The sequence below is a fragment of the Shewanella sp. MF05913 genome, assembly GCF_059758095.1.
In genome coordinates this window covers 31,587-56,179 of sequence record NZ_JCAYNT010000003.1, presented here as the reverse complement: position 1 = coordinate 56,179, position 24,593 = coordinate 31,587, and the positions used below count along the sequence as shown (strand labels likewise).

The 24,593-nt window shown below is 41.4% G+C and carries 18 protein-coding genes; 17 read left to right on the top strand and 1 reads right to left on the bottom strand.

From position 1 onward, the window contains the following. The first annotated feature begins 357 nt into the window (after positions 1 to 357). The 3 genes from AC19MV_RS05980 to AC19MV_RS05970 all read left to right on the top strand — a co-directional run bounded on the left by AC19MV_RS05980 (position 358) and on the right by AC19MV_RS05970 (position 5,980). Entirely contained in the window at positions 358 to 3,369 is a 3,012-nt protein-coding gene (locus AC19MV_RS05980; RefSeq protein WP_498306352.1) for a chemotaxis protein CheB, read from the top strand. 114 nt (positions 3,370 to 3,483) lie between these two features. Then, positions 3,484 to 5,553 (top strand): sensor domain-containing protein, encoded by a 2,070-nt coding sequence (locus AC19MV_RS05975; RefSeq protein ID WP_498306350.1) that lies wholly within the window; start codon positions 3,484 to 3,486, stop codon positions 5,551 to 5,553. A 10-nt stretch (positions 5,554 to 5,563) separates the two neighbouring features. Continuing rightward, a complete protein-coding gene (locus tag AC19MV_RS05970) occupies positions 5,564 to 5,980 on the top strand; it encodes a response regulator (protein WP_498306348.1) in 417 nt (138 codons plus the stop codon). Between the two features lie 107 nt (positions 5,981 to 6,087). Here AC19MV_RS05970 and AC19MV_RS05965 read toward each other — a convergent pair whose 3' ends face one another. Continuing rightward, on the bottom strand, positions 6,088 to 6,996 hold the full coding sequence (locus tag AC19MV_RS05965; protein ID WP_498306346.1) for a LysR family transcriptional regulator: 909 nt from the start codon (positions 6,994 to 6,996) through the stop codon (positions 6,088 to 6,090). A gap of 305 nt (positions 6,997 to 7,301) precedes the next feature. Between AC19MV_RS05965 and AC19MV_RS05960 the strand changes: the two genes are divergently transcribed. From AC19MV_RS05960 to AC19MV_RS05895, 14 genes are all read left to right on the top strand, one after another. After that, positions 7,302 to 8,036, top strand: a complete 735-nt coding sequence (locus tag AC19MV_RS05960; protein ID WP_498306344.1) for a histidine phosphatase family protein — start codon at positions 7,302 to 7,304, stop codon at positions 8,034 to 8,036. A gap of 73 nt (positions 8,037 to 8,109) precedes the next feature. Beyond that, entirely contained in the window at positions 8,110 to 8,880 is a 771-nt protein-coding gene (locus AC19MV_RS05955; protein WP_498306342.1) for an SDR family oxidoreductase, read from the top strand. Positions 8,881 to 8,929: 49 nt separating this feature from the next. Next, on the top strand, positions 8,930 to 10,054 hold the full coding sequence (locus AC19MV_RS05950; RefSeq protein ID WP_498306340.1) for an NADH:flavin oxidoreductase: 1,125 nt from the start codon (positions 8,930 to 8,932) through the stop codon (positions 10,052 to 10,054). A 51-nt stretch (positions 10,055 to 10,105) separates the two neighbouring features. Then, a complete protein-coding gene (locus AC19MV_RS05945; RefSeq protein WP_498306338.1) occupies positions 10,106 to 11,317 on the top strand; it encodes an acyl-CoA dehydrogenase family protein in 1,212 nt (403 codons plus the stop codon). Between the two features lie 123 nt (positions 11,318 to 11,440). Next, complete coding sequence (locus AC19MV_RS05940; protein ID WP_498306336.1) at positions 11,441 to 12,475, top strand: phosphotransferase family protein; 1,035 nt, start codon at positions 11,441 to 11,443, stop codon at positions 12,473 to 12,475. 44 nt (positions 12,476 to 12,519) lie between these two features. Next, on the top strand, positions 12,520 to 13,281 hold the full coding sequence (locus AC19MV_RS05935; protein ID WP_432400285.1) for an SDR family NAD(P)-dependent oxidoreductase: 762 nt from the start codon (positions 12,520 to 12,522) through the stop codon (positions 13,279 to 13,281). Positions 13,282 to 13,391: 110 nt separating this feature from the next. Beyond that, positions 13,392 to 15,197: an acyl-CoA dehydrogenase gene (locus tag AC19MV_RS05930; protein ID WP_498306334.1), complete on the top strand. Its 1,806-nt coding sequence runs from the start codon at positions 13,392 to 13,394 to the stop codon at positions 15,195 to 15,197. A 280-nt stretch (positions 15,198 to 15,477) separates the two neighbouring features. Then, the gene (locus tag AC19MV_RS05925; RefSeq protein WP_432400287.1) at positions 15,478 to 15,939 is read left to right on the top strand and encodes a MaoC family dehydratase; all 462 of its coding nucleotides are present in this window, start codon (positions 15,478 to 15,480) and stop codon (positions 15,937 to 15,939) included. Positions 15,940 to 15,995: 56 nt separating this feature from the next. Then, positions 15,996 to 16,916 (top strand): SDR family NAD(P)-dependent oxidoreductase, encoded by a 921-nt coding sequence (locus AC19MV_RS05920; protein ID WP_498306332.1) that lies wholly within the window; start codon positions 15,996 to 15,998, stop codon positions 16,914 to 16,916. Positions 16,917 to 17,016: 100 nt separating this feature from the next. Next, positions 17,017 to 18,198 carry an acetyl-CoA C-acyltransferase gene (locus tag AC19MV_RS05915; RefSeq protein ID WP_498306330.1) on the top strand — a complete coding sequence of 394 codons (1,182 nt, stop codon included), beginning with the start codon at positions 17,017 to 17,019 and terminating at the stop codon, positions 18,196 to 18,198. A 102-nt stretch (positions 18,199 to 18,300) separates the two neighbouring features. Continuing rightward, the gene (locus tag AC19MV_RS05910; RefSeq protein WP_498306328.1) at positions 18,301 to 19,965 is read left to right on the top strand and encodes an AMP-binding protein; all 1,665 of its coding nucleotides are present in this window, start codon (positions 18,301 to 18,303) and stop codon (positions 19,963 to 19,965) included. A gap of 190 nt (positions 19,966 to 20,155) precedes the next feature. After that, positions 20,156 to 21,223: a patatin-like phospholipase family protein gene (locus tag AC19MV_RS05905; protein ID WP_498306326.1), complete on the top strand. Its 1,068-nt coding sequence runs from the start codon at positions 20,156 to 20,158 to the stop codon at positions 21,221 to 21,223. A gap of 170 nt (positions 21,224 to 21,393) precedes the next feature. Next, positions 21,394 to 22,392: an NADP-dependent oxidoreductase gene (locus AC19MV_RS05900; RefSeq protein WP_498306324.1), complete on the top strand. Its 999-nt coding sequence runs from the start codon at positions 21,394 to 21,396 to the stop codon at positions 22,390 to 22,392. Positions 22,393 to 22,473: 81 nt separating this feature from the next. Beyond that, positions 22,474 to 24,588, top strand: a complete 2,115-nt coding sequence (locus AC19MV_RS05895; RefSeq protein WP_498306322.1) for a molybdopterin-dependent oxidoreductase — start codon at positions 22,474 to 22,476, stop codon at positions 24,586 to 24,588. Positions 24,589 to 24,593 lie beyond the last annotated feature (5 nt).

The window sequence follows — 24,593 nt, the reverse complement described above, 5'->3', positions numbered from 1 at the left end:
TATAGTATTATATCAATACTAAAACAACCTGAAGATGCTCGATTTCAGCAAGAATTTACACGCGTTTAGGTAAGGGATTGATTGCGGGTAATGGTTGTTCCCTTACCAAAATCAGCTAAATTAACAAAAGCCGCAGCATAAACACATGTAAAACTTGCCCTTTGGGAGTTTCACCGTGTTCCCCTGATTATTAAATCAAGAGCGTTGTTGAGTTAATTTATAAGGTACCTACATTATCGCATTAACGCGCCTAGTATTGAAAACACGGTAAAGTTCTGAAACACGTATCTTCAAGTTGATTGGGTATATATTACGTTCAATACCAGAAAAGCATGGCATTACAAATGGAGTTTATTAATGTTAGAAGAGCAGCTACCGGATTTAAAGACTAGCACCAATAACAAACCGCCTAAATTAATCGTAGTCGGTGTCGGCGCCAGTGCCGGTGGGCTTGAAGCACTTCAATCTCTTTTATCAAATATGCCTACCGATATTGGAATGGCGTTGGTTGTTGCACAACATTTGTCACCCTCTTATAAAAGCATGATGACCGAATTGCTTGAAAAAGAATCAACCATTTCGGTAGTCACTGCTATTGATAATGCGCCAATAGAACCTAACAAGGTGTATATTTGCCCGCCAAATTCAAACATTGAAATCACCGCCAATGACCGAATTAAGCTGTTAAGTTATCCCGAAAATAGACACACTTCGCCTCGACCTTCAGTTGATATGCTATTTGAATCTATTGCAGAGCATAAAAATGACTTTGCCATTGGTGTTGTGTTATCCGGCACCGGTACCGATGGCAGTCGTGGGATCAGAGCGATAAAAGGCGAAAACGGTTTCGGCATTGTTCAAGATCCTAAGGATGCTAAATATGACGGCATGCCCAATTCGGCGATTAATTCGGGTCATGTAGACCTTATTTTGCAGGCGACAGAAATTGGTCACGAATTAAAAAACATCATTCACTTCCCTCGAAATACTGGCATAGATGATGATGGCACCATGCCGCGTGAAACCTATCACGGTATTATCAAGCAACTTAAAGCACGCTGTAATGTTGATTTTTCTCTCTACAAAGAAAATACTATCTTACGCAGAATTGAACGACGAATGACATCTTTAAAAATTCATCATTCGGCAGATTATTTGGCTCATCTTAAACAGAATAAAGATGAAGTTAATTACTTGTTTAATGACATGCTGATTGGGGTGACTTCTTTTTTTAGAGATCCACGTGCATTTGAAAATTTACAACGTGAATTGACGAATTACATTCAAAACAAATCCAATAAATCGTTACGGTTTTGGTGTGTTGCTTGTTCTACTGGCGAAGAGCCCTATACACTCGCTATCTTACTAAGTGAAATTCTTGGTGATAAGATTGATGATTATAAAATTCAAATTTTTGCCACTGATATCGATCAAAACTCAATCAATTTTGCCCGTTTAGCGGTTTACCCAGAAACCGCATTAAACTTTATTCCTCGCTCAATCAAAAATAAATATTTTGTTCTCAATAGCGAGCAATATGAAGTCATAAAACCAATTAAATCCAAAGTCATATTTTCGGTTCATGATGTTAACAATGACCCACCATTTTTGCGTCTTGATTTGATTACTTGTCGTAATTTGATGATTTACTTTACGGTTGAGCTTCAGCGTCAAATATTGCCAATGTTCCATTACGCCCTCAATCCGAAAGGGTTATTGATGCTAGGGCAGTCAGAATCTATTGGTGTGTTTCAAGAGCAATATCGACCATTATCTAAAACGGGTAAAATTTATGAAACGCTTTTTGTAGGTAAACAATTACCTCCGGAGCGTAAAACTACGCGCGGTTTAGGATTATCAACTAACAATATTCAAGAGCTAAAACCGGTATTAACATCGCAGAATAATCGCACTAAAATTGATGCAGAATTAACAAACATCATTTCTGAAACGTTGCGTGAGTATGTGCTACCAAATGCGATTTTATTAAATGAGAATCAGGATATTATCTTTACACAAGGTGATAATGTGCTTTTGGTTCGCCCAACAGGGCTACCATCGAATAATATCTTTAAAAATCTCCATCCACAGCTATCCATTGATTTGCGCAGTGCTTTTCATAAAATTCAAAATGGGCAAATGGTAGCTGATACGGGTTATCAAGCTTTTAATTTAAATGGTAATAATGTCTGGGTTAAGCTTGTTTTATTATCGATTAAAAGAGAAGGACCGTTAGGCAGTTTGACCCTGATTTTCTCGCAAATAGAACAACCTGAAAATATTCCATTGCTCGCAAGCGAGAATCAAGATACTTCAAATCAGGCGATTGCATTAGAACAGCAACGTTTGTTAGCCAAAACCAAAGAGCAGTTACAAAATGTAATTGAAGAACTAGAAACCTCCAACGAGGAAATGCAATCCATGAATGAAGAGCTGCAAAGCTCAAACGAGGAATTGCAAAGCTCCAATGAAGAACTCGAGACGACCAACGAAGAACTTCAATCAACCAATGAAGAATTACAAACGGCCTACGCTGAATTGCGCATGGCTTATGAAGATCGTGAGCATCAACGAATTGAGCTTGATGGATTAAAAGTTGAGTTACAGCATTCAAATACTCTACTTCATGAAGCGGAAAAATCCGCTAAAATGGGGTCGTGGTTTTGGGATATCTCATCACGTAAACTCGAGTGGAGTAACGGTTGTTATGAACTCTTTGGTTTGGATAAAGAAGTGTTCCATCCTTCTTATGAGGCATTTATAGGCCTAGCTTCTGGTGAGTATCGAAGCCGCCTGGAAGAGCAATTAACCAATTTATTACACAATAAAGCGACTCAACCCTTTATTTTTGAAGCTTTGGATGTTGACCGAAATATTAGTATTATGTCGTTAGAGGCGGTTGTGTCATTTAATGACTTGAAGCAAGCCACAAGAGTGATGGGCACCATTCGAGATATAACTGGCTCGGTGATGAAAGAAAAAGAACAGGTCGTTTATAAAGACACCATCACTTACTTGTTAAATAATACATTAACGGCGTCGTTTGTATTAGATATCGAAAAATTACAAATTGAATATATTAATGCTGCATTCCAAAAGCTGTTGGGGTATTCAGAAGTCGTTATCAACGCTTTAGCAGATGAAAAGCTATTTACGTTATTTAATACTAAAGATGCGATTGCGTTTAAAGGCATGGTTGATAAAGTCTCACGGTCAATGGTCGGAGAGTGTTTCCCCGCTAAATACGCAATGAAGCAAAAAAACAGTAATGATTTTATCAGCGTCTATGCAAACCATACTATCTATGAATTAAACGATGCGACTGGGCTACCTAAGAAAATGTTGGTGACACTTTTTGCTGCCGAGTAATACCCTGGCGCGTAAAGGCGTTGACCTGATACTAAGATGATGAGACTGATTAAAGCGTCTATTTAGTTAAGTAATAAATAATTGTTGTACCGTAGTAAAAATTAAGGAGAGATTTTGGAGCGATATAACGGAATTGGTATTCCATGTATTTCAACAACACATAAACTTGAAATTGTCGGTTTTAATGATGTTGCGAGAAACATGTTCGGCCGTGCATTAACGATGTCGCCTATGGGCAAAAAAAGTATCGTCTTAACGGCTTTAGTCAATTCAAACGTGTCCAATTTTCTCGCCTGGGTAACTAATAATGACAAGGAATACATCGAGTTACAAATAATATGCAATGGTGCAATAAAAAAGTTTGTTGCTAACTTCAAGAGTGTTAACGAACTCGACTCTCTGGGTGATGAGATCTCGTTGTACAATTTTTGTTTTTTTCCTTTGGACAGTTATCACTCACTAAACAAAGACTTTAACCTTTATCGTAGCGTGTATATGCATTCGACTCATGCGATATACATTACCGACCAACATTGTAATATTGTTTCGATCAACCCAAGTTTTGTGAATTTGCTAAGTCGTTCATTTAAAGAAGTCATGGGTAAGAATGATGGCATGCTTTATACACAAAAGTCTCATGCCAAATTGAAAGACTTATTAGCTATGTTAGCAACCGAAAGAAATGATATCAGTGAGCGTTTAGAATGCATCAGGATGTACAAAAATGGTGAGCCTGAAATCATCTGCTGTAAAGTACATATCAATGTCATTTTTGATGAAGAAACTCAAGAAAAGCAATATTTGCATATATTAGATGATGTAACCCAACAGGTTTCAATAGAACAATCTTTGTCTAAAGCGGCATATACCGACAGTTTGACTGGTTTATCTAACCGCATGAGCTTTAACGAAAAATTTAAAGAGATGTATGATTCGGCCCAAAGGCTGGGTGAAAAATTGTGTGTGTTTTATATTGATTTAGATCGCTTTAAATATTTAAACGACGAGTATGGCCATGATTACGGTGATTTATTACTTAAACATGTGAGTGAGCGTTTGGTTGGCTGCTTTAAAAAACAAGATTTAGTCGCTAGAGTGGGTGGTGATGAATTTGTAGCGGTGATTCAATCTGATGAAAATCTTGAATGTTTTGAGCGTATTGCGTTAAGAGCTATTAATGAATTATCTAAACCCTATACATTAAATGAATTGATTTACACTTGTACTTGTAGCATTGGTGTGTCGGTTTATCCCGATGACGCGGTTGACCAAGAATATCTGTTAAAAGCGGCCGACAGTGCCATGTATATTGCGAAACAAAATGGTCGAAATAACTTTGCTTTCTTTGATTTAAACCACAAAAAAACCGAAGATAAACACCAAAAAATCATTAAAATTGTCGAAAAAGCATTAGCCGATAAAAAGATTATTCCTTACTTTCAACCGATCCATGATGTTGATACCGGTGAGTTAGTGTCGTTTGAAGCCTTAGCTCGTTATTGTAATGACAAGAATGAAATTTTACCGCCTAGCTATTTTATGCCTTCTATCGAACAAGATGTGTTGCTGATAGGTTTGGGTGTAACCATTATTAATCAGGTAGTTACTCAGCTTAGAATGCTCGAATCACATGGGGTAATGATACCAATTTCAATTAATTTATCTTCGTACCAGCTACTTTCTGAAGTGATTATCAAACAACTTGAGATGATCGCACTAAGATTTCCACAATTTGTCCCCTTGTTAAAGATTGAAATCACCGAAACCTTGATTTTCGAAAATAATCAGTTTGTTATCGTCAATATTGCTCGCCTAGTCGAGTGTGGTTTTAGACTGATGCTTGATGATTTTGGTACGGGTTATTCATCAATTTATTCATTAAAAAAGTTTAAGTTTGAAACCGTCAAAATTGATAAAACGTTTATTGATGACATCAATTCTAGTAATGTTGAAGATCAAACCTTACTCAATACGATTATCGCTTTAGTAAAAAACCTTAAATTAAAGATTATTTGCGAAGGTGTTGAAACCGCATCGCAAGTGGCATTTTTGAAGGATCAACACTGTGGTTTTGCACAAGGTTATTATTACTCTCAAGCCATATCGAAAGCTAAAATGCACAACTACATAAAAAAACACAGTAAAAAAGATATTTTTTTACCCATAAAAATAACAGTGCAATAGAGATCAATGAATGAGTACAGAAAAGCTCGCTAAAGTATTAATTATTGATGATGAGAGTTCATCAATTGAAGTGATGACGACTATGCTTGAATCGACCATGGCAGTATTTGTTGCTGAAACAGCGGAAGAGGGTTATAACCTGCTGCAATTACACGATGTTGATATTATTTTATTAGACGTAGATTTACCCGATATTTCAGGTTTCGAACTGTGCAAAAGAATTAAGTCTGAACAACGCTTTGCGAGTATTCCTGTGATTTTTATCTCGGGCTACAAAGATCTTATTTTTGAAATTCAAGCATTTGAAGCCGGTGGAGTCGATTACCTCAGTAAGCCAATCAGCCCAGTTAAAATGCTGATTAGAATGAGTGTAGCGTTGAATGTAAAATTGCCCATCCCAAGTTCGCAAAATATCAAAATCAATTAAAAACTAATAGCGATGCTTTGGTATATTATTGTATTAATGAAAACGAAAAGACATCTGCAACGTAAGTGAGATGTCTTTTTTTATTATTCAACCTTATTTTTACTGCACTATTTTTTTACGGCATTAGACGCTGCAATAATCATTTTATTTCTCAGCCATTTATTGGCAGGTTCTTTATCAACATTTACATGCCAATATAAATGTACGCCTATATCGGGTAATTCTACCGGCATAGGGTATACCGCAATATCTAACATTTCGCTGTACATCATTGCAGCAGTCTTTGGTAGAGTTAATAGCATGTCATTGTTTAATATTACCTTACATGCTGATAAGGCTTGCTGACATCGTAGTGATATGCGGCGATGGTAACCCATTCTCGATAACTCAAAATCTTCCATACCAGGCCCAGTCGAACGCGAAGAAACCAAAACATGATCTAATGCTAAGTAGGTCTCTAAATCTAAATTATGTGTCAACGCGGGATGTTCTTTACGTGCAACAACCACGAGTTCATCTAGTTGCAGTTGCGTGTGACGAATATTATTACTCACTGGGATCAATGCATCGATGGCTAAATCGATATCACCGCTGGCTAATTTGTTTTCTAACTCACTGCGGTTAACCCGCTTATTACTGTTTAAGTGAATGGCAGGAGATTCTACCGATAAGCTTTCTTGCAAAATGGGTAAATAGTAAGGCTCTAATGATCCGTGTAAAGACAATGAAAAGCTTTTGCGAGAGGTAAGAGGTTCAAATTGTCTTGACTGAACCAGGCAGACTTGTAATTGATGCAGTGCTTCTCGGACATCATCAATGACATTTTTTGCCACGGGAGTCGGGCGCATCTCGTTACCCTGACGGATAAACAAAGGGTCATCGAAATGATTACGTAATTTACCTAATGAGTGACTCACAGCCGGTTGTGACAAATTTAGTACCGATGCCGCTTTGGTGATATTGCCTTCGCAATATATGGCATCAAAAACTACAAACAAATTCAAATCAATTTTCATATTCACTCCATTGAATTAAGTCGTAATACCGCACCTATCCAATATGCTTTTTATTCATCCCGTACTATTTAAATGGTTAATAGTAGGATATTAGAACTATTCATTTGTTCAATTTAGAACTTGGGATTAGCATAGTCAAGTAGATTCGGATCCGGTTAATTATTCAACTTAACCTTGTTGTAAGCAATCGCAGTAGTGAATGTGCAGGATCTAAACGGCAACTCGCGTGTAACTGGTTTTAGTTATTGGCATTACCTAACACGATGTTGTTCAAGTCATGATTTTTATAACGTTAGAGACACTCAATGGCTGCGATATATTTGATTAGACACGGACAAGCTTCTTTTGGCAGTACCGATTATGACCAATTATCAGACAAAGGTTGTGAGCAAGCTTCCTTGCTGGGTCAATATTGGCGCACAAGAGTTAAGCCAAGCAAATTTTATTGTGGTGACTTATTACGCCATGGCCAAACGTTAAGTCATTTTGCTAAAGGGTTGGATATTAACACCACTCCGATGGTTATCCATTCGGGGTTTAATGAATTCGACCACGTTGATATTTTGCAAAAGTTTAATGGTGAATGGCTTCATTTTGCTGAAAAAAATGAAACGCTTCAGCAGTTTGAAGAACCCAATAAAGTGCTTCACAAAGAATTTTATCAGGCATTAAATCGTTGGATGAGTGGCCAGCATGATTTGGAATACAAAGAAAGTTGGCCGCAGTTTAAAAGCCGTTGTATTCGTGCATTGCAGAATATTATTGAACAAGAACTGGCAAAAAAACGCGTACTCACGCACACCACCAATGATGCAAAGCATCCTAAAGATATTTTGGTGTTTACCTCGGGCGGCACCATTTCGACAATAATGCAGCACATATTGCAACTAAGCGACCAGCAAACATTGGCGATTAATCAACAAACCAGAAATACCAGTGTGACGAAACTGTTGTTTTCGGAAAATATGTTAAGTGTAGATTACTTCAATAACTACAGTCATTTAGAAGTAATGGGCGATGAATGGATTACCTTTAGATAAGCATAAACTCACACTTTCAACGCCTCGTTAATGCTGCTGTTGAATTAGAACCTCAATACAACAAGGATAAAAAATGAATACTGCTAATTTATTTGATTTAACAGGGAAAGTCGCGTTAGTCACAGGTGCTAGCCGTGGTATTGGTGAGAGTGTCGCTAAAACGTTAGCCCAATATGGGGCGCATGTCATTGTATCGAGCCGAAAAATTGACGCATGTCAGGCCGTGGTTGATGAGATAATCAAAGCCGGCGGCAGTGCTCAGGCAATAGCCTGTCATATTGGTGAGTTAGCGCAAATTGACGCCATTTTTGCAGCGATTACAGAGCAACATGGCAAGCTAGATATTTTGGTTAACAATGCTGCAGCCAACCCTTATTTTGGTCATATTATTGATACTGATTTGGCCGCATTTCAAAAAACTGTTGATGTAAACATTCGCGGTTACTTTTTTATGTCGACCAACGGTGCCAGATTAATGAAGGCCAGTGGCGGCGGTTCAATCGTTAACGTCGCTTCGGTTAATGGCGTGATCCCGGGTGATTATCAAGGCATTTATTCCGTCACCAAAGCAGCGGTTATTTCAATGACTCAAGCTTTCGCCAAAGAATGTGCCCAATTTAATATTCGTGTTAATGCCTTACTCCCTGGCGGTACCGACACCAAATTTGCTTCAGCACTCGTTGATAACCCAGCTATTTTAAAACAAATGATGCATCACGTGCCGATGAAGCGCGTCGCGCAGCCTGACGAAATGGCAGGTACCGTGTTGTATCTTGCCTCAAACGCATCAAGTTACACCACAGGTACTGCCATCAATGTTGATGGTGGCTATTTGATTGGTTAATGCTTTAAAAATACAAAAAATAAAACGAATATCTCGATAGGAATTTATAATGTCTAGCACTCAAAACACCAGCATCAACAAGCTATTTGAATCGTTTTCAAATAAATCTTTATCGCTTAAAAACAAAACTGTAATGGCACCAATGACCCGTGCCTTTTCACCAAACTATATCCCCAATGCTGAGGTTGCCGCGTATTACCGCCGCCGTGCTGAAGGCGACGTAGGGTTAATTATTACTGAAGGCACTTTTATTTCGCATAAAGCCGCCAACGGTTATGAAAATGTGCCGGCCATTTTTGGTGAACAAGCCTTAGCGGGTTGGAAGCATGTCGTCGATGAAGTGCATGCTGCAGGTGGCAAAATTGCACCACAACTTTGGCATGTTGGCGCGGTGAGAAAACCTGGAGTGGGTCCTGATAAAGAAATGCCAGCATACAGCCCATCAGGTTTGTACAAACCTGGCGCAGCAAATGGCGTTGCCATGACACAGGATGACATTGATGAGGTTGTTGCTTCATTTGCTCAAGCGGCGCTCGATGCAAAGAATGTCGGCTTTGATGCCATCGAAGTGCATGGCGCACATGGTTACTTAGTGGATCAGTTCTTCTGGGAAGGCACTAACCAACGTGACGACAAATATGGTGGATCGCTAGAAAATCGCACCCGTTTTGGTGTTGAAATCGTTAAAGCAATCCGTGCAGCCGTAGGTGAGGATTTTACCATTATCTTCCGTTTCTCTCAGTGGAAACAACAAAATTACAGCGCAAAACTGTGCCAAAACCCTGAAGAGTTAGCCATATTTTTAGGTTTATTAAGTGATGCCGGTGTTGATATCTTCCATGCCAGTACACGTCGTTTTTGGATACCTGAATTTGAAGGTTCTGATTTAAACCTTGCCGGTTGGACCAAAAAACTGACCAACAAACCCGTGATCACTGTCGGTAATGTTGGCCTAGACAATGACTTTATTGGTGAAGGTAATGCTGATTTATCTGGTACTTCAAACCCAACCGGTATTGATGAATTATTAGTGCGTTTAAACAATGACGAATTTGATTTAGTCGGTATCGGCCGAGCGTTATTGGTTGATCCGCAGTGGGTTAATAAAATTAAAACCAATGCGATTGATGAGATTAAGCCATTCAATAAAAAATCATTAATGTCGTTGAGTTAACACGACTTTTCTCCCGATTAAAACGCACTCCATTTATCAAAAGGTCACAATATGAATTTTGAATACAGTGAAAAAGTTCAAGGCTTAATTAATCAAGTTAGCCAGTTTATGGATGAGCATGTTTATCCGCACGAAGACGAAATGCATCAACAAGTGGCACAAGACCCATGGTCAACACCGCCGTTAATGGATGAGCTTAAAGCTAAAGCGAAAGCGCAAGGCTTATGGAATCTATTTCTACCGGTGGCTTATGGCAAATACAGTGGCGGGTTAACCAATTTAGAATATGCACCTTTAGCCGAAATTATGGGCAAAGTGATGTGGGCGCCAGAAGTGTTTAACTGCGCCGCGCCGGATACCGGCAACATGGAAGTATTAGCAAAATACGGTAGCGAAGCACAAAAAAAGCAGTGGTTAGAGCCGCTGCTGGAAGGCAAAATTCGCTCAGCTTTTGCCATGACAGAACCTGAAGTCGCATCAAGTGATGCAACTAATATCGAATTAAGCATAGTGCGTGATGGTGACGAGTATGTCATTAACGGCCGTAAATTTTACATCAGCGGTGCGTGTCGTAAGCAATGCGAAATCATGATTGTTATGGGCAAAACTGACCCTGAAAATACCAATCGTTATATTCAGCAATCCCAAGTGCTCGTGCCAATGAATACTCCAGGGGTGAAAATGGTTAGGCCGATGCAAGTATTTGGCTATAACGATTCGCCAGAAGGCCATGCTGAAGTGACCTTTACCGATGTACGTGTGCCAGTTGACAACATTATTGTTGCCGAGGGCAAAGGTTTTGAAATTGCGCAAGGTCGTTTAGGCCCTGGCCGTATTCATCACTGTATGCGTTCTGTGGGTATTGCACAGCGTGCATTAGATTTAATGTGTCAGCGTGTGAGCGAACGAATTGTATTTGGTCAACCGATGATCAAACAACAATCGGTACGTGAAGACATTGCTAAATCTGCCTGTCAGATTGAACAAGCGCGTTTAATGACCTTAAAAGCAGCGCAAAAGATGGATACCGATGGTAATAAAGCGGCTAAAGACTTAATTGCGATGATTAAAATTGTTGCTCCGAGCATGTCACTTGATGTGATTGACCGTGCCATTCAATGCCATGGTGCGGTGGGTGTTAGCCAGGATACCTTTTTAGCGCATGCATGGGCCGGTCAGCGTACGCTTCGTTTAGCGGATGGCCCAGATCAAGTACACATGATGCAACTTGGGCGTGATTTAGTAAAAAAAATCAGTCAATAAACCATCATTAGGCCGACATACGCTGGGGCGTGTCGGCCTATTTAATTGAGCAAACATAATGGCTGTTTATATAGCCTCATTTGCGCATCAGCGACATTAATCTAACAATAAGAGTATTGCTAAATGCCACATACATTTTCTATTGATAATGAGCAGCTTAGTGCTTATTTACAGCAACATGTTGACGGCTTCATTGGGCCTATCACACTTGAAAAATTCTCTGGTGGTCAATCTAATCCTACTTATAAAATCACGGCACAATCGGGCGTGTATGTTCTGCGCCGTCAACCGCCAGGTAAGTTATTAAAATCTGCCCACGCTGTAGATCGTGAATACCTAGTCCTTGCTGCACTTAAAGGCAGCGACGTACCAGTAGCTAAGGTGTATCACCTTTGTGAAGACATCAATATTATCGGCTCCATGTTTTATGTGATGGAGTTTTGTGATGGCGCCGTGTATTGGAGTGCATCACTAGCCGAAATTGATTCAAATGAGCGTCGCGGTGCCATGTACAGCGAAATGAATAGGGTACTTGCAGCATTACACAGTGTTGATGCTGATGCCGTTGGTTTAAGCGATTATGGCAAAGCCGGTAGCTATTTTGAACGTCAATTGGGCCGTTGGGTATCGCAATATCACGTCACCGAACTTCAACCTATTCCAGCTATGCACAAACTGATTGAGTGGCTTGAATCTCATATACCCAATGATGATGGCAGAGTCTGTTTAGTACATGGTGATTTTCGTTTAGACAATATGATGTTTGCTAAAGACAGCCCGCAGGTTATCGCGCTGCTTGACTGGGAACTCTCTACATTGGGTCATCCATTTGCTGATTTAGCGTACCAATGTATGCAACTGCGTATGCCTGCAGGCATGGGCACTATCGATGGTTTAAAAGATATTGATCGAGCCAGCTTAGGGATCCCTACAGAAGAAGAATATGTTGCACAATATTGTCAACGAATGGGAATTGATCGCATCGATAACTGGGCATTTTATCTTGCGTTTAGCTTTTTCCGCTTAGCGGCTATTGCTCAAGGTGTCGCTAAACGCGCAGCACAGGGAAATGCATCAAACGAACATGCAAACAAAGTGGGATCATTTGTGGAACCGCTCGCCCAAATGGCATTACAGGTAATACATAGGGCAAAATAATCATAAAAAATACAACAAGACCATCAATTACAGGAGTTACTCGCATGGATCCATTATTAGACTTTACTGGCAAAGTTGCCGTTATTACTGGCGCAGCGCAAGGTTTTGGCAAATTACTTTCTCAAGAACTGGCCAAACGTGGTGCCAAACTCGTGATTAGTGACATTAATGAAGCTGGCGTACATAAGGTGGCTGACGATATTGCGGCCACTGGCGCCGAAGTGGTCGCGATGAAGTGCGATGTTTCTAAAGATGAGTCTTGTAAAGCGATGGTCGATACCGCGCTTGAATATTTTGGCCGTGTGGATATTGGTGTCAATAATGCCGGTATTGCCCATGAGTTTATGCCACTGCACATGATTGATGAATCGATTATGGACAGCCAATTTGCCATTAACGTCAAGGGTGTTCAATTCGGTATGCGCCATCAAATTGCACAAATGTTGAAACAAGGTGAGGGTGCTATTCTCAACGTAAGTTCGATGGCCGGTTTAGGCGGGGCAGCCAGAGGCAGTGCTTATTCAATGGCTAAGCATGCGGTGATTGGTTTAACCAAAACCGGTGCAGTTGAATACGGTCGCGACAACATTCGTATCAACGCCATTTGCCCCTTCTTTACGTTAACGCCTATGGTCACCAATTTTGCTGATGAAGAAAAACAAAAGAAAATGGCCCGCGGCACGCCTATGAATCGTTTAGGTGAACCTAAAGAAATCGTCGCAGTCATGTTAATGATGTTGTCCCCTGGCAACACCTACATGACGGGCCAATGCATCGCGGTTGACGGTGGTGTGTCTGCATTTTAAATCCCCGTTGCTTTGCTATTGTCCGTAGTCATTAGTTATTAGTTATTAGTTATTAGTCAGATTGACTGTGGTCATTGGATTGAGTTTTTATAAGATAAGAAGAGAATAATATGCCTGCTACATTAATGAATGAACGCGATCTCGAGTTTATGCTTTACGAGCTGTTTGACAGTGAAGGATTAACAAGCCGTGAACGTTACCAGGATCATGATCGTCAAACGTTTAATGAAGTGATTAACACAGCGAAAACCATTGCTGAAAAACATTTTCTTCCTATTCGACAAAAGCTTGATACTGACCAGCCGACTTTTGACGGCAAAAAAGTTCATATCCTGCCAGAGCTTAAAACTGCCATCACAGCGGTGATTGAATCGGGCATTGGTTCGGCTACTGCAGATTACGACTTAGGCGGCATGCAACTACCGCCTATTATTGCCAGTGCTGCAGGGGCGTTTTTAAGTGTCGCTGGCGGCGTGGGCATGGGTTACAACATGCTCACCACTGCCAATGCCAATTTGCTGCAAGCACATGGCAGCGATGAGCTTATCAATACCTGGGTAAAACCGATGCGAGAAGGCCGCTTTATGGGCACGATGGCCATGACCGAGCCTGGCAGTGGCTCTGGACTGGGTGATTTGATCACCAAGGCGGTAAAAGCTGAAGATGGCACTTATCGTATTAGTGGCAGTAAAATTTATATCTCGGGCGGCGATCACGACTTAAGTGAAAACATTGTTCATTTAGTATTGGCGCGTATTCAAGGCGCACCGAAAGGGGTAAAAGGGATTTCGTTATTTGTGGTGCCAAAGTTTTTACTCAATGACGATGGTTCAATTGGCAAAGACAATGAAGTCGCCTTAGCGGGGTTATTCCATAAAATGGGAGGCCGTGCGCAAACTTCTACCGCGCTGAGTTTTGGTGAACAAAATGGCTCAGTGGGTTACCTTGTTGGTGAAGAGCATTGCGGCCTCAAGTACATGTTCCATATGATGAATGAAGCCCGCATTATGGTGGGTACTGGCGCGGCGGTAATAGCCGTTGCGGGATATCAATACTCTGTTGATTACGCCAAAAACCGACCTCAAGGCAGATTACCATCATGCAAAGATCCATTATCACCGATGGTCAATATCATTGAACATGCTGATGTTAAACGCATGCTATTGGCTCAAAAAGCCTATTCCGAAGGTGCTATGGCATTGGTGTTATACGGCACGCAATTAAGTGACGATTCACACACGGCAGATACTGAAGCGCAGCGACAATACGCCTATACACTATTAGATTTTTTAACCCCCATAATTAAAACCTGGCCATCAGAATACGGCCCTAAAGCGAACTCACTTGCCATACAGGTGATGGGCGGCCACGGTTACATAAATGAGCATCCCGTTGAAATGTTTTATCGCGATAATCGCCTTAATCCCATTCATGAAGGTACTACAGGCATTCAATCATTGGATTTAATGACCCGCAAAGTACCCATGAATAAGATGCAAGGGTTTAAAGCGACAATAAGCGAAATGATGAAAACCATCGATGAAGCCAAGCAACATCCTGGTTTGCTTGAGTATTCGACTCAATTAAGTCAAGCGGTTGAAACCTTGACCACCACCACAGAAGCGGTATTAAGTGCAATGGCGACTAAGAATATCGATTTGGCATTAGCTAACTCGGTTAAATACCTTGAGTTATTTGGTCATGTTATCGTCGCCTGGTTGTGGTTAAAGCAAAGCATTGTGGCAACAAAAGCGCTCGCAGAAAAACCGCATCAAACGGATGTGCATTTTTATCTAGGTAAATTGCAAGCCGCTCAATACTTCTATCGATTCGAATTACCCGAAATTTACTTATGGTCAAACATTTTGATTAACACCGACAGTACCAGTTTTGACATGCAGAGTGAGTGGTTTTAATCGTACCGTGATGACAAGTGAGTATTGTTGATAGGTTAACTCATCATTAGTTAACGTATTAACGGTATGTTTAAATGTTAAAAATGAAGGCGTTACCTCAATTTAAGGTAATGCTTTTTTTATGCCTGCAATCCCTATCACCCACATACGAACTATTAGCCATGAGAATATCTAAGTATCAAAACTATTCATTTGTTTAATTGATAAACCCCAATTAGCATGAGTTATCGTATAAATTTCATTCATGGATCGTATTGCGAAAGCAAAAGGGGAAGGGAACATGCCAACAGTGATTAATCGTAACGAGATTGCTAACTACATCGGCCATCAAGCCGCGCCAACTGATTGGCATCAAATCAATCAACAGCAAATTAATCTTTTTGCTGACTGCACCCTAGATCATCAATTTATTCACGTCGATGAAGAAAAAGCCAAAGCCACACCTTTTGGCTCAACCATCGCGCACGGTTTTTTATCTTTATCTATGTTGTCGCATTTTGCAGAAGAATTTAGCGTGATTATTGATGGCTTCTATATGGGCCTTAATGCCGGTTTTGACAAAGTGCGATTCTTACAGCCAGTAACCGTAAACAGCCGTATCCGCGCACATGCTAAAACCCTTTCGATTGAAGAGAAAAAACCGGGGCAATTTCGCATTTCAACCGAAGTGACCATTGAAATCGAAGGGGTTGATACCCCGGCGTTAGTGGCTGAGTGGATTTCAGTGCAAATGGTTAAGTAAATCGCCATATCAAGACATTATAACAACATAATTATCAGTAAATTGGGGACATCAAGATGACAATCAGTTTTGCAGGAAAAGTCGCGATAGTAACAGGTGCGGGCAACGGGTTAGGGCGTTCACATGCACTCGAGCTAGCTAGACGCGGCGCTAAGGTGGTTGTTAATGATTTAGGCGGCGCACGTGATGGCAGCGGTGCATCTTCAGCGGCATCACAAGAAGTGGTCGCCCTTATTGAAGCCATGGGCGGTGAAGCTATTAGCCATGGTGCAAACGTGGCTAACTTTGATGAAGTGCAAGACATGGTGCAACAAACCATGGACAAATGGGGCCGAGTCGATGTGTTAATCAACAACGCTGGTATTTTACGCGATAAATCGTTTTCAAAAATGACCTTAGACGATTTTAAAGTCGTTATGGATGTGCATGTCATGGGCTCGGTTAACTGCACCAAAGCGGTGTGGGAAATCATGAAACAGCAAAATTACGGCCGTATTGTGATGACAACCTCATCAAGTGGCATGTATGGCAACTTTGGTCAGTCAAATTACGGCGCTGCAAAAATGGCCCTGATTGGTTTAATGAATACTTTAGTGCTTGAAGGTGCTAAAAATAATATTCACATCAATGCATTGGCGCCAACAGCAGGCACCCGCATGACCGAAGATTTAATGCCAGAAGAAATCGTTAAAGCCTTCGCACCCGAAGCTGTCACCGCGGGCATGCTGACATTGTGTGATGATGACGCGCCTAATCGCTTTATTTTATGTGCTGGCGCCGGTGGTTATTCTAGTGCCAGTATTTTTGAAACCGATGGATGTTTTATTCCTACGGCAAAACAAAGCCCAGAAGCGGTACGCGACAATTGGGATAAATTAACCGCACAAGATAATCAAAAAGCTTTGGTTTCTGGCGCGCAACAAGGTGAAAAATTTATCATGAAAGCCATGGCATTCATGAAAGTGCAACAGCAATAACGTTTTTACACTAACGCTTTTACTGCGATTTTTGGCCACTGGGGTGGCTGCAATGTATTGATTGAATTGAAGACTATTAAAAAATATAAAAGGAATTGTCATGAGAGAAGCTGTCATTGTATCCGCTGCACGTACGCCAATTGGTAAAGCCTACCGTGGTGCCTTTAATGATTTATCTGCACCGACATTATCTGCTGTAGCGGTAAATGCTGCTGTTGAGCGCGCGGGTATTGACCCAAATGAGATTGATGATTGTATTTTTGGTGCTGCACTCACTCAGGGTAACCAGGGAATGAACTTTGGCCGTCAAGTGGCAATGGCTGCACAATTACCGGTATCGGTAGCGGGCATGACTGTTGACCGTCAATGTTCATCTGGATTAATGTCAATTGCGATAGCAGCAAACCATATTGTGGTTGACGGTGCCAAAGTGGTTGTCGCAGGCGGTTGTGATTCAATTAGCTTGGTGCAAAACGATAAAATGAACATGAGTCGCGCCGTAGACCCTAGCGTAAAAGCTTATCGCCCCGCGATTTACATGCCAATGCTTGATACCGCTGAAGTGGTGGCTAATCGCTACGACATTTCACGCGAGCGTCAAGATGCCTATGCATTAACGTCACAGCAACGTACCGCGGCCGCTCAAGTAGCTGGTAAGTTTGACGATGAGATTGTACCTGTAACTTGTACTAAATTGGTGATGGATAAAAACACGGGTGACATTACCAAAGAAACGGTTACGTTAACTCAAGATGAAGGTAATCGTCCGTCGACCAATATTGAAGGATTAGCAGGCTTAAAAGCGGTTAAAGACAATGGCTCTATTACCGGTGGTAATGCATCGCAATTATCAGATGGTGCAGCGGCAGTTGTGGTGATGGATCGAGAACTTGCCGAGCAGCGAGGTCTTAAACCATTAGGCGCGTATCGCGGGATGGTTGTGGCGGGATGCGAGCCTGACGAAATGGGCATTGGACCGATTTATGCCATTCCTAAATTACTCGAGCGCAACGGGTTAACCATGGACGACATTGGTTTGTGGGAAATCAATGAAGCCTTTGCCGTACAAGTGATTTACTGCGCAGATAAATTGGGTATTCCTGCGGATAAGTTAAATGTAAATGGCGGCGCAATTTCAATTGGTCATCCATATGGCATGAGTGGCACACGCATGGTCATGCACGCGCTGATTGAAGGTAAGCGCCGTGGTGTTAAATACGTCGTCATCAGTATGTGTATTGGCGGCGGGCAAGGCGCTGCAGGGTTATTTGAAGTGTTGTAAATTGTGTGGAAGTTGAGTGTCATCATAATAATAAATCATTGCCGTAAATAACCTGATTTTTTAGGTTTTATTTGCATTATCATAATAATAGGGGACCGTATTATGGAAAAAGTTTGGCTTGAGAAGAGTTATCCACCTGGGGTTGAGTTTGAAATTGATCCTGATAAGTACAGCTCTTTAGCAGAATTATTTTTAAAGTATACCAAGTTATACGCGAGTAATACGGCGTTCATTAATATGGATGTAAGCATTACCTATCAACAGCTTGAGCAACAAGCGACTGACTTTGCGGCCTATTTACAGCATGATTTAGGATTAGTGAAAGGCGATAAATTTGCCATTATGATCCCAAATCTATTGCAATATCCTATAGCCTTATTTGGTGCATTGATTGCCGGGCTAACCGTAGTCAATGTTAACCCGTTATACACAGCCCGTGAGTTAGAACATCAACTAAAAGACTCAGGTACAAAGGGCATTTTGATTTTAGAAAATTTCGCTCACGTGCTGCAGGCTGTCATCAATAAGACCGATGTTAAGTATGTTGTCACGACCAGTGTTGGCGATCGCCTCGGCATGATTAAAGGCGCACTGATTAATGGTGCAATTAAACATGTTAAAAAACAGGTGCCCGCGTTTGATTTACCAAATGCGGTTAAATTTAATGATGCCATGTCTAAAGGCAGCAAACTTAAATTTACTCCGGTTGCGGTTACTGGCGAAGACTTAGCCTTTCTGCAATATACCGGTGGTACAACAGGCCCATCAAAAGGCGCAATGTTAACGCACCGTAATATGGTTGCTAACCTTGAACAATCTAATGCCGTAACCAAAAACGTGTATGAAATCGGCAAAGAATTTATGATCACTGCATTGCCGCTTTACCATATCTACGCGTTAACCTCTAACTGCTTAGCATTTTTACCCTTTGGTGGCACCAACTTGTTGATCACCAACCCACGCGATATGCCAGGGTTTGTTAAAGAGTTAGCTAAATACAAATTTACCGTCATTACTGGGGTAAATACTTTATTTAATGGTTTGTTACACACCCCAGGTTTTGACCAGCTCGACTTTAGTGCCTTAAAAATGGGCTTTGGCGGCGGTATGTCAGTACAGCGCCCAGTAGCTGAACATTGGGAGCGAGTCACTAAAAGTCGTCTTCTAGAAGGTTATGGCTTAACTGAGTGTGCGCCGTTAGTGACCATGAGTCCTTACAACCAGGAGAAATACAATGGCTCTATTGGACTTCCTGCTTCATCAACTGATATTCGCCTTGTCGGCGCCGATGGTGAAGATGTTGCCTTAGGCGAGCCCGGTGAAATGTGGGTAAAAGGGCCGCAGGTGATGAAAGGTTATTACAATCGTCAAAAAGCCACTGATGAAGTGTTAAAAGACGGTTGGTTAGCCACGGGCGATATCGCAACCATGGACGAAAATGGCTTCTTCAGAATTGTTGATCGTAAAAAAGACATGATTATTGTGTCTGGCTTTAACGTATTCCCCAATGAAATTGAAGAAGTTATTGTTGCGCATGAAGGCGTACTTGAAGCCGCTGCGGTGGGGATATCTTGCGATGCCACCGGTGAACGCGTAAAAGTGTTTATTGTGCGTAAAGATCCAATGCTGACGGAACAGGATATCTTTGATCACTGCGCAGAAATGCTAACCAACTATAAACGTCCTAAAATCATTGAATTTATGGACGAACTGCCAAAAAGTAATGTCGGTAAAGTGTTGCGTAAAGACTTACGCAGTAAGGCATAACTGATCAAATAGGGTCTGTTTTTGTGTCGGTTATTGCCAATACAATCACAGACCCATATTGAGCCAGTATGTGCTGGTTCAATCTCCTTTACGCTAATCAACATGCGTTTTCTTGAACGAGCAGATTATTTAACGCAGTGAGTATTCAAGCGTCAATTCTCAATCTTATAAGAGTCAGAAATAATTCAATATGTTAGAAATTTATGCCGGTGATACGGCGTTAAAAACAATACAACAAGATGGTTTTTCTCCTGAGCTATTTAGCTCTTTTTTAGGTGCCAGCGGTGGGCCAAAATGGTTTACCTTATTTGGCTTAGACAAATATTTATTTGGCGAATTTTTTAAAGGCAGACAACAACCATTAAACCTTATTGGCTCAAGTGCAGGGGCATTTCGTGCCGCGTGTTTTGCACAAAACGATCCCGTTGCAGCCATAGAACGTTTGGCTAAAAACTACAGCGAAACCGTGTATTCAGATGATAAAAAGCCGCAACCATTAGAAATCACCACAAAAGCATTCGAATTACTTGAAGTGTTATTTGGCGCAACAGGCGCAGATGAAATTATCAATAATCCCATCTTTAAAGCACATTTTATCGTGGCGAAATGCAATGGTCTTGTGGCATCAGAAAGTAAATTAAAACAGGGTGTGGGTTTAGCCAACAGCTTTGTGCGTAACTCCATGAGTCGCCCTTTACTCAAAAGCCAATATCAACGGTTTATTTTTCAGCATAGTCAAAGTGATTTAGTGATAAATGACCCTGATAATATTCCGACCACCGCGGTGAGCTTATCGGAGCAAAATATCAAGCGCGCCTTGTTAGCGTCAGGATCTATTCCGATGGTGATGCAAGGCATTAAAGACATTCCTGATTGTCCTCCGGGGATGTATCGTGATGGCGGGATTATTGATTATCACTTTGATTTTGATATTCAAAATAAAGGCTTAACCCTATACCCGCATTTTAGTTCAACCTTAAAAGCGGGGTGGTTTGATAAAAACCTGTCACGAAAGGTGAGGCTGCAACACTACGATAAAACCGTTTTATTGTGTCCATCGGCAGAGTTTGTGGCGTCGTTACCGTATCAAAAAATTCCAGACCGCAGTGACTTTGTTGAAATGAACCCAGCGCAGCGGCTTAAATATTGGCAACAAGTGTTTGTCGAAAGTGAAAAGCTAGCACTGCATTTTAACCATTTTTATCGTAATCAAACTATCAACAGCATTAAACCGATTAATCAACTTCACGAATCATAACGTGTTTAGATGACTAGGTTTAGAGACTAGATTAGTTAGTTGCATTGTGACTATTTTAGTTCAAAGGCTTAACCATATTTACATCCTTAATCAGTTAGACATGAAGCAACAAATAAAGATAACAATAGCGCCATTGAAGGCCACACAATCATCGACATAGAGAGAAACACATGAGCACATTTACCGCAATCAATCTCATCGCCCGTCCTCAAGGTGGCCCAATTGGCCCAGAACTATTTGAAATAGTGCAAAAGCCAATACCAAGCGTGGGTGTAGGCCAGTTTTTAGTGAAGCAAAACCACATGTCATTAGACCCTGCGATGTTTGGTTGGATGAGTGCAGACACCGAGAGTTACATTCCTCCGGTTGCATTTGGTGAGGTGATGCGCAGTTCTGGTATTGGTGAAATAGTGGAAAGTCAGCATCCTGATTTTGCCGTTGGCGATCGTGTGATGGGCATGATGGGCTGGCAAGAATACGTGTTAAGTAACGGTGCCGGTTTAAATAAAGTGACCGCCCCTTTACCGGATGAAGCCGTGTTATCGGTGTTTGCATTGCCTGGTTTAACGGCCACACAAGGTTTATATGGTGTTGGTAAGCCGCAAAAAGGCGAGACCATTGTTGTTTCTGGTGCAGCAGGCTCGGTTGGCTCTATTGTGGGTCAGCTGGCCAAAGCTGATGGCTTAACGGTTATTGGTGTGGTCGGTAGCGATGAAAAAGCAGATTGGATTGTCAATGAATTAGGTTTTGACGGTGCCATCAATTATAAAACAGATGATATCGCAGCAAAATTAGCTGAATTAGCGCCAAAGGGTGTTGATGTGTATTTTGAAAATACCGGGGGGCCTATTCAGCATCATGTCTTTGCCAAAATGAATGCGCATGGTCGTATTGTGGTGTGCGGCATGATAGCCGATTACCCTAAAGCGGTACCTGATTTAGGCCCAAATTGGATCCAGGTAATTAAAAAGCGTTTGATTATTCAAGGTTTCACTATGCCTGATCACTTTGGTGACGTACCGGCATTATTACAAAAATTGACACCGTATGTGATGAAAGGGCAAATCAAGCATCGCGCCCATGTGTTAGACGGTCTTGAGTCTGCCATTAGCGGCTTGAACTTGTTCTTTACCGGCGACAATAAAGGCAAGCTTATCGTTAAGCTTTAGTCATCATCAATACGCAGCGCTGAGCACGTCATTCAATGTTCGGTGCTGCCACATCACTTTATTCCAAGTCAGGCGATATATATGAGCGACATCAAAACCCATTATAGAAATTGCAATATTTGCGAAGCCATGTGTGGCTTGGAAATTAACTATCAAGACCAGCAGATTATTTCAATTAAAGGCGACCAACTCGACCCATTTAGTCAGGGCTATAATTGCCCTAAAGCGCTCGCGTTAGAAGACTTTTACACTGATAAAGACCGATTGAAAACCCCGATTAAACGCACTGAGACTGGCTGGCAAGCCATCAGTTGGGATGATGCATTTACTGAAATCGTCGACAAATTCAAACATATTCAGCAGCAACACGGCAAAAATGCATTAGCGGTGTATTTAGGTAATCCTAATGCCCACAGTTTAGGCAATGCATTATTCCTTAAGCCGTTCATGAAATCCCTTGGCACCATAAACCGCTTTAGTTCTGCCTCGGCAGATCAATTACCACATCATGTGGCCGCTAACTTTATGTTGGGTGCAGGTATGTTAATCCCGGTGTCTGATATCGATAGAACCGATTTTATGTTAATCATTGGCGGCAATCCTGTTGTCTCTAATGGCAGTATGATGACTGCGCCAAATGTGATTGGACGATTAAAAGCCATTCAAAAGCGTGGCGGTAAAGTGGTGGTGGTTGACCCGCGCAAAACCCGTACCGCAAAAATTGCCGACCAACATGTGTTTATTCGCCCTGAAAGAGATGCATTTCTGCTGCTTGCACTCATTCATTGCGTGTTTGCTGCTAATAAAGTCAATTTGCGTCATTTAAGCGATAAGGTTGATGGGTTAGATGAAATCGAAAATTTAGTTAGGGCCTATTCACCAGAAATTGTCAGTCCATTTGTCGGCATCGATGCCGAGGTTATCCGTACGTTATCAGCAGATATGCTGGCTGCCGATTCGGCCGTTTGTTACAGCCGCATGGGCGCATCAACTCAAACTTTTGGTGGCATTTGTTTGTGGCTCACCAATGTACTCAACATTATTACCGGTAATTTTGATCGCGAAGGTGGTGCAATGTTTCCACAGCCTGCCTTCGATTTACTGCGTAATCATCAACCTGGGCACAAAACCTCGTTTGGTCAATACCATTCTCGCGTGCGCAAATTACCGTTTTTTAATGGTGAGTTTCCGGTGGCGACTTTAGCAGAAGAGATCCAAACACCTGGAGAAGGGCAAATTAAAAGTGTGATTACTGTTGCAGGTAATCCAGTATTATCCGCACCCAGCGGCCATAAATTGGCTACGGCATTTAGTGAGTTAGATTACATGGTATCGATTGATATCTACCTTAATGAAACCACAAAATACGCTGACATTATTTTACCCGGCACGACAGGTGTCGAGAACTCACACTTTGATATTTTCTTTAATTCGTTCTCAGTGAGAAACACGGTTAAATATTCAGCGCCGCTATTTGAAAAACACAGCGATCAACGCAGCGACTGGCAAATACTAAAAGAGATTTCAGCGCGGATGCTTAATGTGCCTGCAGACGATCCAATGCAGCAGGTTACGCCTGAAATGATATTGGATATGGAGCTTAAAAAAGGCCCATATGGTCAACAAGGCATGAGTTTACAAAAGTTAATTGATAATCCACATGGCATTGATCTTGGTCCGCTTATGCCGTGTTTATCTGAACGGATTAAAACCGCGAACGGCAACATCGATTTATTCCCAGCGGTTTATCAAGACGATTTACCGAGATTACACGCTGTCATGACGCAAACTGCTCGTGATAATCAATTTCCATTTGATTTAATCAGCCGTCGTTTAGTGAAAAGCCACAATACCTGGACCCAAAATTCACAGCGATTAATTAAAGGTAAAAATCCTTGTACTTTAGAAATGCATCCTCTTGATGCAAAACACTTAGGCGTTGCGCAAGGGCAAGTGGTTACGGTAACTTCCGCTGTTGGTACAATAAACATCGAAGTGGTGATTACCGATGATATTCAACCAGGCGTGGTTACCATGCCGCAAGGTTGGGGTCATAATCAGCAAGGTACTAATATGTCTGTTGCCTCGACACAACCGGGTGTGAGCATTAATGATTTAACGGATGCCGCCAGAGTTGATATGCTCACAGGTAATGCGGCATTTAATGGCACACCAGTGGCAATTAGTGTTGCTTAACGCTA

Excerpts from the sequence above, each read along its gene's own strand:
- AC19MV_RS05945 (WP_498306338.1), top strand. The coding sequence starts at position 10,106 with ATGAATTTTGAATACAGTGAAAAAGTTCAAGGCTTAATTAATCAAGTT.
- AC19MV_RS05895 (WP_498306322.1), top strand. The coding sequence starts at position 22,474 with ATGAGCGACATCAAAACCCATTATAGAAATTGCAATATTTGCGAAGCC.
- AC19MV_RS05950 (WP_498306340.1), top strand. The coding sequence starts at position 8,930 with ATGTCTAGCACTCAAAACACCAGCATCAACAAGCTATTTGAATCGTTT.
- AC19MV_RS05935 (WP_432400285.1), top strand. The coding sequence starts at position 12,520 with ATGGATCCATTATTAGACTTTACTGGCAAAGTTGCCGTTATTACTGGC.
- AC19MV_RS05900 (WP_498306324.1), top strand. The coding sequence starts at position 21,394 with ATGAGCACATTTACCGCAATCAATCTCATCGCCCGTCCTCAAGGTGGC.
- AC19MV_RS05970 (WP_498306348.1), top strand. The coding sequence starts at position 5,564 with ATGAGTACAGAAAAGCTCGCTAAAGTATTAATTATTGATGATGAGAGT.
- AC19MV_RS05915 (WP_498306330.1), top strand. The coding sequence starts at position 17,017 with ATGAGAGAAGCTGTCATTGTATCCGCTGCACGTACGCCAATTGGTAAA.
- AC19MV_RS05930 (WP_498306334.1), top strand. The coding sequence starts at position 13,392 with ATGCCTGCTACATTAATGAATGAACGCGATCTCGAGTTTATGCTTTAC.
- AC19MV_RS05905 (WP_498306326.1), top strand. The coding sequence starts at position 20,156 with ATGTTAGAAATTTATGCCGGTGATACGGCGTTAAAAACAATACAACAA.
- AC19MV_RS05980 (WP_498306352.1), top strand. The coding sequence starts at position 358 with ATGTTAGAAGAGCAGCTACCGGATTTAAAGACTAGCACCAATAACAAA.
- AC19MV_RS05940 (WP_498306336.1), top strand. The coding sequence starts at position 11,441 with ATGCCACATACATTTTCTATTGATAATGAGCAGCTTAGTGCTTATTTA.
- AC19MV_RS05920 (WP_498306332.1), top strand. The coding sequence starts at position 15,996 with ATGACAATCAGTTTTGCAGGAAAAGTCGCGATAGTAACAGGTGCGGGC.
- AC19MV_RS05910 (WP_498306328.1), top strand. The coding sequence starts at position 18,301 with ATGGAAAAAGTTTGGCTTGAGAAGAGTTATCCACCTGGGGTTGAGTTT.
- AC19MV_RS05960 (WP_498306344.1), top strand. The coding sequence starts at position 7,302 with ATGGCTGCGATATATTTGATTAGACACGGACAAGCTTCTTTTGGCAGT.
- AC19MV_RS05955 (WP_498306342.1), top strand. The coding sequence starts at position 8,110 with ATGAATACTGCTAATTTATTTGATTTAACAGGGAAAGTCGCGTTAGTC.
- AC19MV_RS05925 (WP_432400287.1), top strand. The coding sequence starts at position 15,478 with ATGCCAACAGTGATTAATCGTAACGAGATTGCTAACTACATCGGCCAT.
- AC19MV_RS05965 (WP_498306346.1), bottom strand. The coding sequence starts at position 6,996 with ATGAAAATTGATTTGAATTTGTTTGTAGTTTTTGATGCCATATATTGC.